This window comes from Alkalicoccus chagannorensis DSM 18086 (assembly GCF_000429725.1).
Lineage (GTDB): Bacteria > Bacillota > Bacilli > Bacillales > Salisediminibacteriaceae > Alkalicoccus > Alkalicoccus chagannorensis.
The window spans coordinates 143,296-159,835 of the sequence record NZ_AUCK01000005.1; the positions used below are offsets into that span (position 1 = coordinate 143,296).

Here is a 16,540-nt window from a genome sequence, read left to right on the forward strand (position 1 = left end):
TATGAAAACGTGTACTTTCCTATCCTGTAAAAAAGAGGCCCTTCCCATTATGGGGAGGGCCTCTTTGATTACTGCTTCTTGTCCCATCTTGATCTGGTCAGGAACGGCTGCGCTGGTTTTTCTTCTCCGGCGGCCGGTCTTTCTCATTGAAGAGAAAACGGTTCATTTTCATAATCAGCCTGAAAATCACCGGCATGAGAATCCATACAATGAACAGCATCAGCAGACCGTAGGTGAAGGCGAACGCCGGACCGCTCTGAACAAGGTAGCTGACAAAAAACACCGGACTGGCAGCAGCCGGGAAAAAGAAGATGACAGCGGTGACCCAGTAATACAGCCGCAGGCTGGCGTCCGCCGGGACAGGACCGTACAGTTTTGAAAACAATGGTTCCAGGAGCCCTTTCACGTATCCCACTCCTTTCCTTCGAGCATTTAGAAAAAGTCGTATATAAAGGTGGACTGCGTTGGAAGCGACTCGTCCAACATCCGTGCAGCTTCACGATCTCCGTGAATAACTCCTTCATCCCATAATTGTACTGCAGACTGTGCCCCCATGACAATTGCAGAGAGCGGTTGAATGGACAGCTCCAGCTGTGTATCCGTCCCGGTGTCAGAAGGGGAGGTCTCCCCGGATGGCGTGAAGGCCAGGTCTGTTCCTTCTTCCATTGATTTCATCTGATAGGTGCCAGCATTCCAGGCACAGAAAGAATCTTCCACCTGCAGCGTCAGCGATCTGCCGGCCGGCAGCTGGACTGGCAGTTTGGCGAGAAGAGCAGGGGCATTGACGATGCGGCACATAAAATAAGACTGGGTGTTCCTTATCACCTTTGGATCATGGAGGAGGTATGGAACATGACTGTGCGCCGGCAGTCGGAGAGAAACCGTTTTTGCCATGGAATCGTGATTCGTGATAAACGCAAAGAGACCTTTTCTCGCGTCAGGATCCAGCCATACGAGCTCCTGGATATCCATGTGATTCTCTTTCATGTGATAGAGCAGATACCCACGTACCTCTCCTCCCCGGAAGTAGGCAGCTGCCATGCCCGTCTTTCGGCGGAAAACCGATTTTTTCCACCATTCCGGTGTTCTGTCGATGGTGCCATTATAGCGGGAAGCCCAAGTACGGTACACCTTTTCCAAAGTCGGGTTATCCGGAGTGACCCGATGACACACACCTTCGTGCGTTTCCCGCGGAGGCAGCTGCTCCCGCTGCAGTGTCAGCGTCTCCTGATCGGCAAAGAGCTCGTAGCCGAAACGGCGGTAAAAGGGGATGGAAAACGGGAAGAGAAAGGAGAGGTACTGTCCCTCCTGATACATCTCTTCAAGCGCGTGCTTCAGCAGCTTGGAAATGATGCCCTGCCGCCGGTATTCCGGCCAGCTGGCTACTCCTGAAACGCCCCCGGACGGAATCGAGGCGCCATATAAAAAATGGTGCAGCGGAAGTACGGTCAATTTGGCGAGAATGTCTTTGTCCGCTTCCGCCACCCACGTCTCTGCAGGGTTCATTTCTGTTTTCCGCTGCCGTCGTTCTTCTTCCGTCATCTGGTGCTGGAAAGCGAAGGCAGACAAATCCAGGATCTTGTCTGCCTCGCCCGGCTTCATTTTCCGGATGATCATGTTTCATCCTCTCCTTTGAACATCGCAATCGCTCTTTTCCGCTCGATTTTATGGTCCACGCTCGGCTCCGGATAGTCTGAACCGATGATGCAGCCGGCTTCTTCCTGCTGCTGGCGGGACATCGTGTGAGGCTCATGAATGTATTTTTTGGGGACGTCCGCTAGTTCCGGCACGTATTTTTTTACGAACGTGCCGTCCGGATCGAAGCGTTCGCCCTGACGGATTGGGCTGAACACCCGGAAGTACGGGACGGCATCTGTTCCCGTTGAGGCTGCCCACTGCCAGCCGCCGATGTTGGATCCGGGATCATGGTCAATCAATTTCTGCGCAAAATACGCTTCACCGAGACGCCAGTCTATCTGATAATCCTTGGTGAGGAAGGAGGCAGTAATCATCCGCAGCCGGTTGTGCATCCAGCCGATGCTGTTCAGCTGGCGCATGCCCGCATCCACGATGGGAAAGCCGGTACGGCCTTCCTTCCAGCGCTGCAGGAGATCATCATCATAGCGCCATGGGAGGCTGCGGTATTTCTCTTGAAACTCTTTCGTCTCTGTCTCCGGGAAATGGTGAAGAATCATCGTGTAGAAGTCGCGCCAGGCGAGCTCTTTGATGAACGTTTCCGGACCGGGCTTGGATGTTTTCTGCCGAAAGCTGTCTGCGGCAGTATAGACCCTGCGGGCGGAGAGGGCACCGGTTCTCAAGTAGGGGGAGAGGCGGCTCGTTCCTGCTTTTTCCGGCAGATCCCGCATGTCGTGGTAATCTGGGAGCACACTTCTGCAGAAAGATTCGAGCCTCTTTTTCCCTTCTTCCTCTCCGAGCCTTTTCCAGTCTGAGGAGCAGCGCGCGAGCACGTCGTCGAAGGCATGTTCTGCTTCGGCGTCCAGTGCTTTGGTACGGCTCTGTCTCTCTCCGATATCTTCCGGCTTCACCCAGGCAAGGGCCGGCTTGTTTGCCTGCATCCAGCTCCGGGAATAAGGGGTATATACTTTGTAGGGAGTGCCCTCTTTCGTGAGAATCTCTTCAGGTTGATGTACATAATTGCCGGCCGTATGTTCGAGCGCAGCGCCGTGCTTTTGTATGACAGCGGCTGCCTGTGCATCCCTTTCGGCAGCAAAAGAGGTGTATTCTCGCGCACAGAAGATGGTCTGGATGGACCCTGCGCGTTCGAACAGGGTCTCAAACGCCTCTTCGACGGACCCGTGCAGCAGATGAAGCCTGCACCCATGGTCTCTGCACTGGGAAGCAAACGCAGCGACGGTCTGAAAAAAATAATCGCTGCTGATATCAATATGGGACGTAAAGTCAGGATGGAGATGAAAAAAGAAAAGGATCTCTCCATGATGTTCTTCCGCGTTATTCCAGGCCGCTTCGACAGCTGGATTGTCATCGAAACGAAAGTCGTTCCGGAACCAGACCGCGGTTGTATGATTGGTCATGTACAGCACCTCCAGGTTTACTTAGCTGCCGCAGCAGATACGACATCTATACTTTTACTCATTTCCGAAAAAGAACGGGAGGAAACCTCATTGACGAAACAGAAACAGATTCATGACGTGATTGGTGTCGGGATCGGTCCTGCCAACCTGGGCCTTGCAGCGCTGCTGCATCCCGTAGAAGAGATCGATGCGCTCTTTTTTGATGAAACCCCTGCATTCCAGTGGCATCCTGGGATGCTGCTGGAAGGATCAGATCTGCAGGTGCCTTTTCTGGCAGATCTGGTTACTTTTGCCGATCCGACCAGCCCGTTTACGTTTTTAAATTATATTCATAAGCAGGGCCGGATGCATGCCTTTTTCTTCTTCAACCGGTTCGACATTCCACGACGGGAATATAACGACTATGCCAAGTGGACGGCGGATCAGCTTCCGGAATGCCGATTCGGGAAAAAGGTCGTGGGTGCAGAGGATAAAGAGACGTATTATGAAGTCGTAATCGAAGACCGGGAGACGAAGGTCGAAGAACGATACTATGCCCGCCACCTTGTTGTAGGCACAGGGACGAAGCCGAACGTTCCTGAGCACCTGCAGGGATTTCCCGCCGAAGATGTGCTTCATACAAGCCAGTACCTCTTTCATGAAGACAGCGTCCTCGAAGCGGATGATGTCCTGATCGCCGGCTCGGGCCAAAGCGCGGCCGAAGTGTTCCTGGAGCAGCTTCAAAAGCAGAAGAACGGCCGTCCGAAGCTCCATTGGTATACCCGGTCTCCTGGTTTTTTTCAGCTGGAAGCAGGAAAATTAGGTCAGGAGGTGTTTTCGCCTGACTACGTTGATTATTATCATGCGCTGCCTTTGGAAAAAAGACTGGCAGAACTGCCGAACCTGACTTCGCTTCGCAACGGGGTTGAACAGTCGACACTGCATCAAATTTATGATCTGCTTTATCATCGTACGGTAGGCACAGGGGAAGAGTGTGCCGTGATCCAGCCGAATACGGAGGTAGAAGCGATCGAAAGAAAAGGGGGGCGTTACGTGGTGACGTGCCGGCAGAAACAGGAGGAGACGGTATTTACCAGGGAGGTGGATAACGTGATCCTCGGCACCGGGTATAAGCCGGATATCCCCGGCTGGTATCAGAAGATCCTGGACGATGCCGTGTATGAAGACGAAGATAAGCAGTACCCAGCCGTGGAGCGGGGCTTTGCGCTGCAGTTCAAGGATGAACGCCGGCATGCGGTCTATCCATTGACCGACCTCGTGCATAGTCATGGGGCAGGCGCGACCAACTTGGCGCTCTCGGTTCACCGGAACACGGTGATCATTAACCAGATAGCCGGGCGGACGGTGTATGAAGACCAGCGCGATACGATCTTTCAACAGTTTTCGGCTGCTGGCAGAGGCAGTGTTCTTCAGAAAGGACCAGGTTCATACAACGACGAAGCGTAACGAGACCTTTTGTCGGGAACGGCGGGCGGCGCAGGCTTGCTGCGGGAAGAAAGGGGACGTCTTTCTTCCCTTAGAGCGTTTGAAGCTGTCGCCCCGGATGAGAGCGCATACATGATGATCAACTAAAAAACCGCTTCTTTCCGCCCGCAGGGAAAGAAGCGGTTTCCTGAAACGAACGGCCAGGAGGAGGCCGCGGTGTGCCGTTTCGATCAGCAGGTGCTCGGCCCTTTTCGTGCAGGGTTCATGAACTGCTGCTTCGTTCCTGGCACTTCGTTGGAATCGGGAGGCTAGTCGTGCCGGATGCGGAAACTTTTTTCCGAGTTGACGGTATCGATATCCAGTGGGATGACGTCATCCACTTGAGCCGGATACCGTGCTTTCGCCAGCGCGGAAATAAACGCGTGCAGGTTCTCCTCTTCTCCCTGCGCTTCTGCACGTACGCTGCCGTCCAGTTCATTCCGGACCCAGCCTGTCAGGTCATGGTGCTTTGCCTCCATTTGGGCAAAGTAACGAAAGCCGACGCCCTGTACCTTGCCGGTTACAGTAATGTCGTATCGTTTCATTGCAGGATCACCGCCTTCACGTATTTGTCGCTTCTCTTTTCCCTGCAGGGCTTGTTTTTACACCTCCATTGTTTCTATAATGAGGAGCGGAATTCTACGTGAAGGTTTGTGATGCCCATGATTCGAACAGTAGTATGGTTTACGTATTTCTCTTTGTATCTTCTTTTTATCAGCCCGGGGCTGATCAAGGCGCGTTTGATTAAGGATGAGCAGAAGCGGGCGGCCTTTGTTCATAAACATGCCGTCCGCTGGTCGTCTTCGCTCATCCGGCTGGCCGGAGGGAAGGTGACTGTTTCCGGCAGCAGTCAGATACCGGAAGGGCCGGTCCTGTTCGTCAGCTGCCATGAAGGAAACTTTGATATTCCCGTTCTGCTCTCCAGCACTGGCAGAAAAACAGGATTTATCTCGAAAGTGGAGGTAGGGAAAATTCCGCTCATCAGCGGCTGGATGCAGCAGCTGGACTGTGTTTTTCTCGATCGAGCCGACCGCCGTCAGGCAGTCAGGGCCATGAGGGAAGGCGCGGAAAAGCTGAAGCAGGGAAGCAGCCTGGTTGTCTTTCCTGAAGGGACCCGCAACAAAGGTGGCGAAATGGGGCAGTTTAAAAAAGGCAGCTTCAAACTGGCGGAAATGAGCGGCTGTACGATTGTCCCCATAGCGATTACAGGAACAAGCAGCATGATGGAGCAGCACGGAAAACGAATCCACCCCGGCAGCGTCCAGGTGACGTTCGGCGCTCCAATCACACTCCATCAAGAGAAAAAAGTGAAGCTGGAGGAGCTGGCTGCAGTCACCGAATCCGCAGTAGCAGATCTCCGGCGGACGAACCTGCAGCAGGAAGAGAGGCAGCAGTAGCCGATACTGCTCTATAGACGGAAGGCCCTCCCCAGGATTTGGGGAGGGCCTTCCGTCTATGGACATCGTATCTGTGCCTGCTGTAGATTCCTTCTTCGTATCCTCCAGTCGTTCCAGTTACGTTACCACGAGGAAGCGGTCTTGGCTGTGATGCCTTGATATAGTGCACTGATGGGCCGGTGCAGCAGCTGAATCAGCGGGCCGATCCCGAACGCGATGAGCAGTGTGCCGACACCGATCGGCCCGCTCAAGGCGAGTGCAGCAAAAAGCATCGTGACTTCAAGAAAGGTTTTAGAAAAAGCGAGGCTTTTTCCGGTCAGCGTATGGAAAACGATCATCGCCTGGTCAATTGGATTTCGGGCAAAAGAAGACTGCAGATACGACGCGATGCCGGCCGCACAGATCAAAATGCCGCTGCTCATGATCAGCACCCGCAGAAGCAGCATATCGGGAGAAAATCCGGCCAATACAATCAGCAGCCACGTATCGATGAAAATACCGATGAGAAACATGGTGATGAGCGCGGAAAAATCCGGGAGTTTTCGGAGCAGCGCGCCGTTGATCAGAATGAGCAGAAAACCGATGAGAAACGTCCAGCTGCCTACGGTCAGTCCAAACTGCTGCGTTAATCCGACAAAAAAGGCATCCCACGGCCCGGCGCCGAGGTCGGCGGTAATAATCAAGCTGATGCCGAAGCTTAAAGCGACTAGACCTGTAAGGTAAAAGAGAGAAGTGATCAGATTGTTTTTCATGGTTGAGCATCCTTCTGGCGCATCTGGCGCATGATTTACGAGGGAGAAAGCAGGGTTCGCCGGCACGTTTGAACGCGGCTCTCCTTCGACCCTGAAAGACAACGTCTAATAAAGGGCCGGAAGGAGCAGTATCCACCGTACAGGCATGCTGTGGTGCTGCTTTCCTCACTTGTCACATCATACCATAGGCGGGACGAAAAAACAGGAGCCGCAGCTGAAAAGGGAAGACTGTACAAACGAGCAGAAACAAAGTAAAATATGAATGAATAGTCATTCATCATTAAAGGAGGAAGGTCCGCATGAGTGTAGAAGCAACACTGCAGCAGCTCGTCAGCAAGATGGAGAAAGAACCTGCCCCGATCGAGAACTTGAGCTATACGTATCAGTTTGACATCACTGACCAGAACGAAACGTATCAGCTTGATATTCAAGAGGGAAAAGCGGCTTACATGGTTGGAGAAGAGAAGGAGCCGAGGCTTACATTACAGATGAGTGAAGAATATTTTCAAAAACTGGCGGCAGACGATTTGAATGCAGCCATGGCCTATATGAGCGGGAAGCTGAAGGTCAAAGGAGATATGACCCACGCATTGAAATTCCAGTCGCTCGTCAAACAGTACTTAGGGGATTGAGCCGTCCCATTCGTCTTCACCTTCGTTCCAGGCTGTGGAGAGCTTCGCTCCAGTGCTGGGAGCAGATAGCCATTCGGACTTCAAACACACCTCAACGAGCCCGCAGCCATAGACGGGGACGGGCGTGCTTTCTGTTGGCGTAAGAACCGCCGGAGCGAAAATTGGGATCCTGGTATGCAGCCGAAGAGGCTACTCATTCCGCCGGCTGTACTCGGTTTCCAGTTTCTGCTCCAGCTTCTCATCAATCGAATGAAGCGTGTGAGGATCGTTCAAGATCTCCTGTTTGTTTTCTTCAATTAATTCCTGCATGGATTTACGAATATGTCTTCGCATGACATCAGCACCTTTTCGTCGTTTTTTCCAGTATACCATTCATCAGAAAAGTTGGAATGTTTCATTTGTTACAAAATTCTGAACAAAGGAGGGTTCGTATGTCCACTGCTGCTTCCGTTATCAGCAGGCTGAAGATCCCGACACCTTTTCTCGTCGGTGATGTGTTCGTGTATGTGATTCAGGGAGACACGAACATTCTGGTCGACACGGGGCCTTATACAGAAGAAGCGTGGGAGGCTCTTTGTTATGGGCTCGGGGAGCTTTCCCTGCAGCCGAGTGATATCCATATGGTGGTACTGACCCACCATCATCCCGATCACGCAGGACTTGCATGGAAATTTGAAGAGACGGCTGTGATCGCAGGACATCCGTACACGGCGGCCTGGCTGGAAAAAACGGAAGCCCACTTTGATCGCATCCGGACGTTCTATCATGACTTGTATACCTCCCATGGGATGGAAGCAGAGCAAATTGAGCGCATTCGCCGGCGGCAGGAGAAATACCGGGCATTCAGCCTGGAAAGCAGCATGCACCGGAGCCTGAAGGAAGGAGATGTGCTGCCGGGATTTCCGGACTGGCGTGTGGTCTATACGCCGGGCCATGCTCAGACGCATGTCTCCCTCATGGACAGTACAGGTAGAACCATCGGCGGAGATCACCTCCTGCCGCATATTTCGTCCAATGCGATCCTGGAAGCTCCCCAGGCAGGGGAAGACAGGCCTAAAACGCTTCTTCAGTATCGGGAATCATTGAAAAAGTTCAGGAAAGCCTCGGTGGTTTATCCCGGGCACGGGGATATCGTACAGGACCCGCTTCCCTTAGTGGAAAAACGGCTCCGGGAGCAGATAACGAAAGCAGCAAGATTCAAGGAGGTCATGAACGGAGAGCCGATGACGGCAGCTGCCTTAACGGAAACGTTTTATCCGGACATGTATCAGAAGCAGCCCGATCTAACGTTCTCAGAAACCCTTGGGCACTTGGATCTTCTTGAAGCACAGGAGGCGCTCTACTGGGTGGAAACGGACGGCGTGTGGACGGCAGTTCCACGTTGAAGGGCATAATACTGCCTGCGTCTGCAGAACAAAATGCGGAATACTTTCACCCTGCTCCCCTGCGAAGGAACAAAAGCGCGCAGCGCCTTTTGATCGGAACGCCGTGTACCGCAGGATCTTTGAGGGAAGCATAGGTTCTTTATGCTTCCCGTGCAGCTGGCTGCGCCGTCACCCTTAATGAGAACTTATATATTCTTATACTTTGAAAAAGGCTATGTTATCGTTCGTTGTTGTTTTCATCCGCTTTCGGCGGACACTTGCTCAGGGGCTTATCCCTTGAACGTCGCCGCCTATCGCTAGTTTCATCAAATAACAACATCAAGCTTTAACAGCGCTTTGAAAAAAACCACGTCCGAAGCAGTTGTGCTTCGGACGTGGTTCATTCTGCTTCCGACGCTGCAGCCGGAAGGGGAGCTTATTTTTTCTGCTGTTCGAATTGTTCGTTGTACAATGTTTTTACGATGCGCGGTGCTGTCCATAATGTCGGGAGGAGCAGCAGCGACACCGGCAGTGCTGCGAATACGATAAAGGACTGCAGGGCATCGACGCTTCCTTCTCCGAGGTAAAGCAGAACAGAGGCGACGGCCCCCATCAGGAGCGCCCAGAATACGCGCAGGCTTGCTTTTGGTGACGGAGAACCGGTGACGGCCATCGAAATGGTGTAGCTCATGGAGTCGGTTGTCGTCGCAACAAAAATGACGGTGACGACAAGGAAAGCCGCAGCCAGCAGCGTACCAAATGGCATCTGCTCGACGATCGCAATCATCGCAGCCGGCATGCCGCCTTCATCGAGTGCTCCGGAAACGGCGCCCGCTTCCTGCAGTTCGTAAAAGATACCGGAACCGCCGACAACAGAAAACCAGAAGTTCGTGATCAGCGGAGCAGCAATCGCGACAGCTGTGACGAGTTGACGGATCGTCCGGCCTCGGGATATCCGTGCAATGAAGATGGCCATCATTGGTGCATATCCGATAAACCATCCCCAGAAAAACAAGGTCCAGAACGACAGCCAGGCGGTATCTCCGCGATAAAGGCTTAGTTCAAGGAAATCCCGGGTATAGACGCCCATCGTTCCGATGAAGGTATCGATGATAAAACCGCCCGGTCCGAGAATCAGGACGAGGAAAATAAGGGCCAGCGTCAGAATCACATTCCAACGGCTCAGAAATTGTATTCCTTTATGCAGGCCGGTGGCGGCGGAAACCGCTGCAATCGCAACGAGGCCGAACACAATGAGAAGCTGCGTCAGGAATACATCAGGAATGCCGAACAGCGAATCGAGTCCGTACGCTGCCTGCAGTCCGAGAAAACCAATCGGTCCGATCGTTCCGGCAGCAACAGAAATAATAGAAAATGCATCCGCTGCGATACCGATTGGATTTTTTGGTGCTGCAATCTTTTCGCCGAAAACGGGGTACAGCAGCGTTCTCGGCTTCAGCGGCATGCCACGGTGAAAGTGGCCGTACATGATGACAATCGCAGAGAGCGTACCGAGGATTGCCCAGGCGAGAAAGCCCCAGTCAAGAAAGGCCTGTGCCATAGCGGGCACAACTGCTTCCGCTGTGCCGGCTTCTGCATCGAACATCGGAGGCACTTCAAGAAAGTGATTGATCGGCTCAGCCGCAGCCCAGAAGACGCCGCCGCCGGCGAGAAGGGTACACATGATGATTGAGATCCATTTGAATGTACCGAGCTCCGGCTCCGCTGTCCGTCCGAGACGGATGTGGCCGAATTTAGAAAAAGCAATAACCATGGCAACGAGAAATGTCAACAGCATCAGTACCTGCCAGAAAGCACCGAAATACGTCGTAGCAAAGCCAAAGGACCAGTCTACGAAAGCGCCAACCGCATCCACGTTAATTAAAGATGCGATGACGAAAGCGATGAGCAGCCCGCCGCTGATGAGCATGACGGGCCAATCAATTTTTGGATTTTTAGTCAATGGTGTTCCTCCTGTTTCATCCCCTGTTTTTTCTCAGGAGTGATCTAAGCTGTCGGGTAAATGACAGCACAAGGCATAACGATACCAGTCCTTAAGGTGTAATGCAACCCGTAAAAATGAAGCCCTTTTTGTGGTGAATGTTGATGCAAAAGGCCTCCCGCTGCTGATGTCCGGTGCGGGCGAGCCTGCCGAGCTGCAGTGGCGTTTCCATCTATGAATAAGAAGCATGAACCGTGCTGAAAATGGAGGGCGGGCGTTCCCTCAGGGAAGAGGAATGACAGATCCTGTTATACAATGGTAGAATGAAAAAAAGAGATCATAGGAGGGTCAGCAATGAGCAGGAATACAAAGTTTATCGCAGGCGGGATTGTTCTCAGCCTTGCAGCAGGTGCTGCGGCGGCTGCTGCCAATGCAGAAACAAGAAGAAAAGTGATTGATACGGCTTCGTCTTCAGCTGTACAGGCAAAGCAGATGGTCGGGATGGTAAGACAGAACCGGCAGATGGTCGTCGACCACCTGCAGTCATCCGGTGATCAGATTCAGGAAGTCGTCAACCGGGCGTCCGATGATGTGAAAAACCTCATGGATGCCGTCTGGAATATGCGTCGGCATGCAGAAGAAGTGATGCAGGTACTGCAGAATGTCAATGAAGAGTGGAAAGAGCTGATGGAAAACCAGGCCTCCGGCAGACTTGATCAGTCTCAAGGCGAAACCCCGATTGAACATCTGCCCGACGGGGAAGGCAATCAGCCGCAGGACCGCTGAGGCTGAATCAGCGAATAGAAATGAAACAAGCGCGGCAGCATGTCCGCGAATAGGGCGCCTCCTGTATGGGGGCGCTTTTTTTGTATTATAGGAATGTATAAGTTTTCATACAGTGCGACGGCGGCTCCATGCGCTGCTCGGGAAGAAACAAAGAACGTTTTCTTCCCTCAAAAAGCCTGCAGCGCTTCCGTGCGCCGTTCCGACCAAAAGGCGCTTTGCGCTTTTGTTCTATTATAGGAATGTATAAGTTTTCATACAGTGTGACGGCCTAGCCGGCTGCTCGGGAAGCACGAAGACCCCTTGCTTCCCGAAGAAGATGGGGAGGTGCCGTTCTCCACCTTCTGTTCGATGTACGATAGTACTTGTTTGCTCTGATTCATTTTATTTTGTTTAATTTGTTTTGGTTGGATTATGTGACTGCTTTTTCCATTTGTGATATGATAGTGAAAATTGACAAATGAAGGGAGTGGCACTCATGTCTTCCGCATGGATGCTTTCGATTTATGCAGCCGCTATTCTGGTCAGTATGATCAGTGCTGTCGGCGCAGCCGTGAAAGTATGGAAACGCACGAAAGACAGCCAGCTCAGTATGCAGCGGCTGTATACCGTCTCTGTTGCAGGCCATATTCTGTCCATGATCTGGGTGTACGTCAAAAGTGCAGCCGGATTCCTGAGTACCCCCGCCGGATTGATTGCCATTGCATGCACCGTGCTTCTGTTTTCCGTCTTCGTTTATGCAGGAAACAGGGTTTTCCATAGTGTCTTCCACCGCGAGAAGAAAAAATCCGGTATGCATTGGAAATCTAAGTTTGAAAGCAGAGGAATGAGGAAACATAATCACTATACAATTCTCTAGGAGGTATGGTGTAATATGACATTAACCAACGAACTCAAATCACTCAAAAAAGTAGAATGCCCTGATGGGAAGTGCGTTCTGACTGTATATCTAAACACCGACCCGGCTGACATGGATCAGCAGAAAGGGGAATGGAAGATTCGTTTGAAGAACGGTCTCAACCGTATTGAAGAATACATTGAGGCGTCTGGTTCTCAGGATGAGCTGAAGGCATATCAGAAGCTGAAAAAGCAGGTGGATAACGAAATCAAGGGCAACCGCCCGAACCTGGCAAAAAGCGTTGTGATTTTCGCTTCGGATCATGAAGATCTATGGTCGGTTCATTATCTTCAGGTTCCAACAGAGACAAACTTCTACTGGGAGCCGACACCGCAGCTGGATGAGCTGAAGCAGGTACAGGAGAAGTTCCCGCGTTCCGGTATTGTTATGCCGAACAATGACGAAGTGCGCATCATTGATACGTCCTTCGGCGAAGTCAATGAAGAGTGGGTCTTCGAATTTGATTCCAACAAAGAAGAGTGGAACCTGTCCGACGGCATGGCGTCGAAAGACCGTCAGGCTTCTTCTGCGACCCACGTGGATAAATTCAAGCAGCGTTTTGAAGAGAACAAGTACCGCTTCTACAAGGATATGGCTCAGAAAGTCGAAAAACTCCGCAAAGAAGCGGGCTGGCATGAGCTGAATATCGTAGCAGAGGCAGATGCGGCTAGAACTTTTGCCGACGTCCTTCAGACGGAGCCGGCGCGCATCGTACAGAAAAATCTGAACGGTGCCGAATCAAGCAAGATTTTAAGCGAAGTTTTTGAACGGTAATAAACAACCAAAAGAGCGCCTGTGCCGACAACGGCCGGGCGCTCTTTTTCGAAGAGCCGGCAGGCGTGTGTTACCGGCCGGCTCTGTCAGGTTCTTGTTCGGTGATGGCATCGACGGGGGCGTGCTGCGAGTAATGAAAGAACATACCGGCGGCGGTCATGAGGAAGAGAACACTGCTCAGCGACAGGTAGACAGCACCGCTGCCGATGACTTCGATAAGGACGCCTGTCATGACAGGGCCGAGCATGCTGCCGAATCCGAAAAGAACGGCCGTCATCACATTCCCGGCCGGAAGGAGATCCGTCGGAACAAGGTCGGCCAGATAGGCGATCCCTAAAGAAAACAGGGAGCCAAGCAGCATCCCGGTAACGAGAAACCCGCTGAAAAGCAGCCAGGGAATGGCTTCAGCCAGCGGCATGAAAGCAAACAGCGCTCCACCGGAAGCCATCAGCCCAATCAGGACACGGCTCCTGCCGATTCTGTCACTGAGCATGCCGAGCGGGAGCTGGGTGAGGAGGCTTCCAAAAACGAAGCCGGGGAGGAGCAGCATCGTAGTCAGCTGCAGATCAATCCCCATCCTCATCGCATACACCGGATAACTGCCGTGGATGGATGCTTCCAGATAGCCATAGCAGAAGCCGGGGAGGAGGGCGAACCAGGCTTTCGTCCATACTTGCCGGTAGCGTCCCCACGTGTTCAGCCCTGAAGCTGTCTCAACGCCTCCATCTGGGAATTCATTTTTAACCAGCGTCATCAGGATGAGGGCTGCTGCGCTGAGCAGGGCAGAGATAAGAAACGGCAGCATGATATGTATATCAAGCAGACGAGTCATCATCGGGCCGGCACCAAAACCGAGTCCAAAGGCGAGACCATATACAGCGAGCTGCCTGCCTCTTACTGCTGCTGGTGCCGTTGTACTGATCCAGACCTGGGTGGAAAAATGAATCAGGTTGTCGGCAATGCCGACGACCATCCGCATGATAAACCAGAACCAGAAGGCCTGCCACAGCGGAATGACGAGGACAGATACCGTCACGAGGATGAGGCCGGATAGGATAACCGGCTTATATCCCCAGCGGCGGACGGGTTTTTCGATGAAAGGTGATACGAGGATGATGCCGATGTACAAGGCGGCAGCATTGACCCCGTTCATAGAGGAGGGGACTCCTGCTGATTCAAGCAGCACCGCGAGTACGGGGAGAAGCATGCCCTGGGAGAAGCCGGCAATCAGCACCATGCCGACCAGGACCCAGTAACGGAAGACGGGAGCGTTCAATCCAGACGCCTCCTTTCGTTGCAGTATGAACTAGGGATCAAAACACACAAGCGTCCTGATCCTTGATCGAACGTCTGTGGATGATCTATTTCGATGAAAATGATGACGCATCCGTTGTGGTCAGTTCCAGCGTCGTTTTTCTTGGTTGATAAGATTGCAGACATTCTTATCAAGAGAGACGGCGTCGCTTGGCCGCGAAGGAAGAAAGTAGATCCCGTTCTTTCTTCAACGAGCCAGCGGCAGACGTTGTTCCGGTTAAAAGGGGCTGCGCACTCCTGTTCTATTATAGTGGGGTGCAGGTGAAAGAAAAAGGACGGGTTTTCGTTCGTTTCAAGTTTTTTTTCGTAGCACAGACCTGTTTAATTTCGTACAATAGAAAAGACAAGTTTTTTTGAAGGAGGCTTTTTCCATGGAATTTACATGGCAGGGAGACTATTTTGATACAGAAACAACGTTTGGCAGACTGCAGGTCAGCGGGGAGGACGAGCATGGCTTCCGTCCCTTCCAGCTGATGGTGACATCGATTGCTGTGTGCAGCGCCTCGGTATTAAGAAAAGTACTGGAAAAGCAGCGGATGGAGGTGACTTCCCTGACAGTGGATGCGGATGTAACAAGAAATGAAGCAGAAGCCAACCGCATCGAAGCCATCGCTCTTCACTACCGCATTGAAGGCAGCAATCTGGCAGAAAAGAAAGTGGCCCGTGCTGTAGATATGGCGGCAAAAAACTGCCCGATGGCACGAACAGTAGAAGGATCTGTCGACATATCAGAAACATTTGAATTGAGCAGCTCCGACTGACAGGAGGACGGAACTGATGGCAGGAAAGCAGTACGACTTCACAGAAGGCAGCATCATGAAAAAAATGATTCTGTTTTCCTCTCCGATCTTCCTGACGAATATTCTGCAGACGTCCTACCAGGTAGTCGATTCTCTGTGGGTGGGAAATCTTCTCGGAGCAAATGCCCTTGCAGCTACGGCTGTCTCAGGTACAGTCATTTTCACGATTCTCTCTTTTATTATCGGTATCAACACGTCCGCATTGACCATTCTTTCCCAGTACCGGGGAGCTGGCAGCGATGAAGGGTTAAGGCGGGCGTTGAATGCCTTTGTCGTCATCCTCGGCTCACTCGCCCTGATGCTCGGGATCGTCGGTTTTGTCATCGCCGAACAAGTACTTACGTTCATGGGAACGCCGGAAGAAACAATCCCGCCGGCAGCGCTGTATCTGCGCATCAACTTTATCGGTATTTTGTTTTTGTTCGGCTATAACTTCATTGCTACCGTCCTCCGCGCGCTGGGAGATTCGAAGACGCCGGTCCGCTTCGTCACGATGGCCCTGCTCCTCAACGCCGTGCTCGACCCTTTTTTCATTTATGTGCTGGATATGGGCATCGCTGGAGCAGCGGTGGCAACGATCGTGTCCCAGGGATCTGCTTTCGTCTATGGACTGCAGTATTCGATCCGCCGCGCCGGAGTGCCGTTCTCGATGCCGTTCCTTCCGGGGAAAACGCAGGCATCGAAAATATTCAAGCTCGGCCTGCCTTCCGGACTCTCCATGATGGTGATCTCCGGTGGGGTGCTGGCAATCATGACCGTCGTGACCAATTTCGGTGAGGAAGTAACGGCTGGCTTTGGCGCTGCCCAGCGGCTCGACAGCCTGATCATGCTTCCGGCACTGACCCTCGGGTCCGCCATTAATGCGATGGCAGGACAGAACATCGGTGCAGACAAATGGGAGCGCGTGCGGGAAATTACGAAAAGTGGACTGATTCTTATCGGCGTCGTCTCTCTTACTATCAGTACGCTCGTTTTTTTCAGTGCAGAATGGGCCGTTTCCATGTTTGTGCAGGATGATGAAACCGTCGCATTTGGTACTATGTATGTGCAGACTGTCGCTTTTTTCTATCCTTTTCTCGGGATTAATTTTGTGCTGAACGGCATCATCCGCGCAGCTGGTGGTATGATGCAGGTGTTCGTATTGAACGTCATTTCTTTCTGGATCCTCCGCTTCCCGCTGACTTATGTATCTGCCTCCTGGCTGGGAGAGCAGGGCATCGGTATCGGCATGGGCATCTCTCTTATTCTCAGCGCCGTGATCGCAGCCGGATATTACCGCTGGGGGCGATGGAGAGAGATTCGAGTGATTGAAGAAAAGGATGAAACTTAAAATTGGAAATATCGACTAATACTGCAGGAATAAAGTA

General features: G+C 52.3%; 17 protein-coding genes. 9 read left to right on the forward strand and 8 right to left on the reverse strand.

The genetic code is table 11. The features are described 5' to 3' along the window. Nucleotides 1–97: 97 nt before the first annotated feature. The 3 genes from G477_RS0104275 to G477_RS0104285 are packed head-to-tail and all read right to left on the reverse strand — an operon-like array spanning nt 98 to nt 3,053. Complete coding sequence (locus G477_RS0104275; RefSeq protein WP_026696893.1) at nt 98–406, reverse strand: hypothetical protein; 309 nt, start codon at nt 404–406, stop codon at nt 98–100. Between the two features lie 26 nt (nt 407–432). Further along, a complete protein-coding gene (locus G477_RS0104280) occupies nt 433–1,617 on the reverse strand; it encodes a GNAT family N-acetyltransferase (RefSeq protein ID WP_026696894.1) in 1,185 nt (394 codons plus the stop codon). Next, a complete protein-coding gene (locus tag G477_RS0104285) occupies nt 1,614–3,053 on the reverse strand; it encodes a cryptochrome/photolyase family protein (RefSeq protein ID WP_035211162.1) in 1,440 nt (479 codons plus the stop codon). The genes G477_RS0104280 and G477_RS0104285 overlap by 4 nt, the downstream gene beginning before the upstream one ends. Before the next feature lie 90 nt (nt 3,054–3,143). Between G477_RS0104285 and G477_RS18695 the strand changes: the two genes are divergently transcribed. Next, nucleotides 3,144–4,499 carry a lysine N(6)-hydroxylase/L-ornithine N(5)-oxygenase family protein gene (locus G477_RS18695; RefSeq protein ID WP_051287674.1) on the forward strand — a complete coding sequence of 452 codons (1,356 nt, stop codon included), beginning with the start codon at nt 3,144–3,146 and terminating at the stop codon, nt 4,497–4,499. 287 nt (nt 4,500–4,786) lie between these two features. On the opposite strand, the gene G477_RS0104300 is transcribed toward G477_RS18695, so the two are convergent. Next, nucleotides 4,787–5,062 carry an acylphosphatase gene (locus G477_RS0104300; RefSeq protein ID WP_026696896.1) on the reverse strand — a complete coding sequence of 92 codons (276 nt, stop codon included), beginning with the start codon at nt 5,060–5,062 and terminating at the stop codon, nt 4,787–4,789. A gap of 117 nt (nt 5,063–5,179) precedes the next feature. Between G477_RS0104300 and G477_RS0104305 the strand changes: the two genes are divergently transcribed. Next, a complete protein-coding gene (locus tag G477_RS0104305) occupies nt 5,180–5,914 on the forward strand; it encodes a lysophospholipid acyltransferase family protein (RefSeq protein ID WP_026696897.1) in 735 nt (244 codons plus the stop codon). A 122-nt stretch (nt 5,915–6,036) separates the two neighbouring features. Here the strand turns inward: G477_RS0104305 and G477_RS0104310 are convergent, their stop codons facing one another. Then, complete coding sequence (locus G477_RS0104310) at nt 6,037–6,666, reverse strand: YczE/YyaS/YitT family protein (protein WP_026696898.1); 630 nt, start codon at nt 6,664–6,666, stop codon at nt 6,037–6,039. A gap of 299 nt (nt 6,667–6,965) precedes the next feature. On the opposite strand from G477_RS0104310, the gene G477_RS0104315 reads away from it, so the two are divergent. Next, entirely contained in the window at nt 6,966–7,298 is a 333-nt protein-coding gene (locus G477_RS0104315) for an SCP2 sterol-binding domain-containing protein (RefSeq protein ID WP_026696899.1), read from the forward strand. Nucleotides 7,299–7,487: 189 nt separating this feature from the next. On the opposite strand, the gene G477_RS20875 is transcribed toward G477_RS0104315, so the two are convergent. Further along, nucleotides 7,488–7,631 carry an FbpB family small basic protein gene (locus G477_RS20875; protein ID WP_156897283.1) on the reverse strand — a complete coding sequence of 48 codons (144 nt, stop codon included), beginning with the start codon at nt 7,629–7,631 and terminating at the stop codon, nt 7,488–7,490. A 98-nt stretch (nt 7,632–7,729) separates the two neighbouring features. Here G477_RS20875 and G477_RS0104325 point away from each other — a divergent pair, with 98 nt between their 5' ends. Beyond that, on the forward strand, nt 7,730–8,683 hold the full coding sequence (locus G477_RS0104325; RefSeq protein ID WP_026696900.1) for an MBL fold metallo-hydrolase: 954 nt from the start codon (nt 7,730–7,732) through the stop codon (nt 8,681–8,683). 415 nt (nt 8,684–9,098) lie between these two features. On the opposite strand, the gene G477_RS18700 is transcribed toward G477_RS0104325, so the two are convergent. Further along, nucleotides 9,099–10,592 carry a BCCT family transporter gene (locus G477_RS18700; protein ID WP_051287683.1) on the reverse strand — a complete coding sequence of 498 codons (1,494 nt, stop codon included), beginning with the start codon at nt 10,590–10,592 and terminating at the stop codon, nt 9,099–9,101. Between the two features lie 366 nt (nt 10,593–10,958). On the opposite strand from G477_RS18700, the gene G477_RS0104335 reads away from it, so the two are divergent. From G477_RS0104335 to G477_RS0104345, 3 genes are all read left to right on the forward strand, one after another. Continuing rightward, on the forward strand, nt 10,959–11,390 hold the full coding sequence (locus G477_RS0104335; protein WP_026696901.1) for a hypothetical protein: 432 nt from the start codon (nt 10,959–10,961) through the stop codon (nt 11,388–11,390). Between the two features lie 475 nt (nt 11,391–11,865). Further along, on the forward strand, nt 11,866–12,246 hold the full coding sequence (locus G477_RS0104340) for a hypothetical protein (RefSeq protein ID WP_026696902.1): 381 nt from the start codon (nt 11,866–11,868) through the stop codon (nt 12,244–12,246). A gap of 15 nt (nt 12,247–12,261) precedes the next feature. Further along, nucleotides 12,262–13,059: a VLRF1 family aeRF1-type release factor gene (locus G477_RS0104345; protein WP_026696903.1), complete on the forward strand. Its 798-nt coding sequence runs from the start codon at nt 12,262–12,264 to the stop codon at nt 13,057–13,059. A gap of 70 nt (nt 13,060–13,129) precedes the next feature. Here the strand turns inward: G477_RS0104345 and G477_RS0104350 are convergent, their stop codons facing one another. Further along, nucleotides 13,130–14,335 carry an MFS transporter gene (locus tag G477_RS0104350; protein WP_026696904.1) on the reverse strand — a complete coding sequence of 402 codons (1,206 nt, stop codon included), beginning with the start codon at nt 14,333–14,335 and terminating at the stop codon, nt 13,130–13,132. A gap of 409 nt (nt 14,336–14,744) precedes the next feature. Here G477_RS0104350 and G477_RS0104355 point away from each other — a divergent pair, with 409 nt between their 5' ends. Both G477_RS0104355 and G477_RS0104360 read left to right on the forward strand, forming a co-directional pair. Further along, complete coding sequence (locus G477_RS0104355; RefSeq protein ID WP_026696905.1) at nt 14,745–15,134, forward strand: OsmC family protein; 390 nt, start codon at nt 14,745–14,747, stop codon at nt 15,132–15,134. A 16-nt stretch (nt 15,135–15,150) separates the two neighbouring features. Continuing rightward, nucleotides 15,151–16,503, forward strand: coding sequence for an MATE family efflux transporter (locus G477_RS0104360; RefSeq protein WP_026696906.1), 1,353 nt, complete (start codon nt 15,151–15,153; stop codon nt 16,501–16,503). Nucleotides 16,504–16,540: the final 37 nt, after the last annotated feature.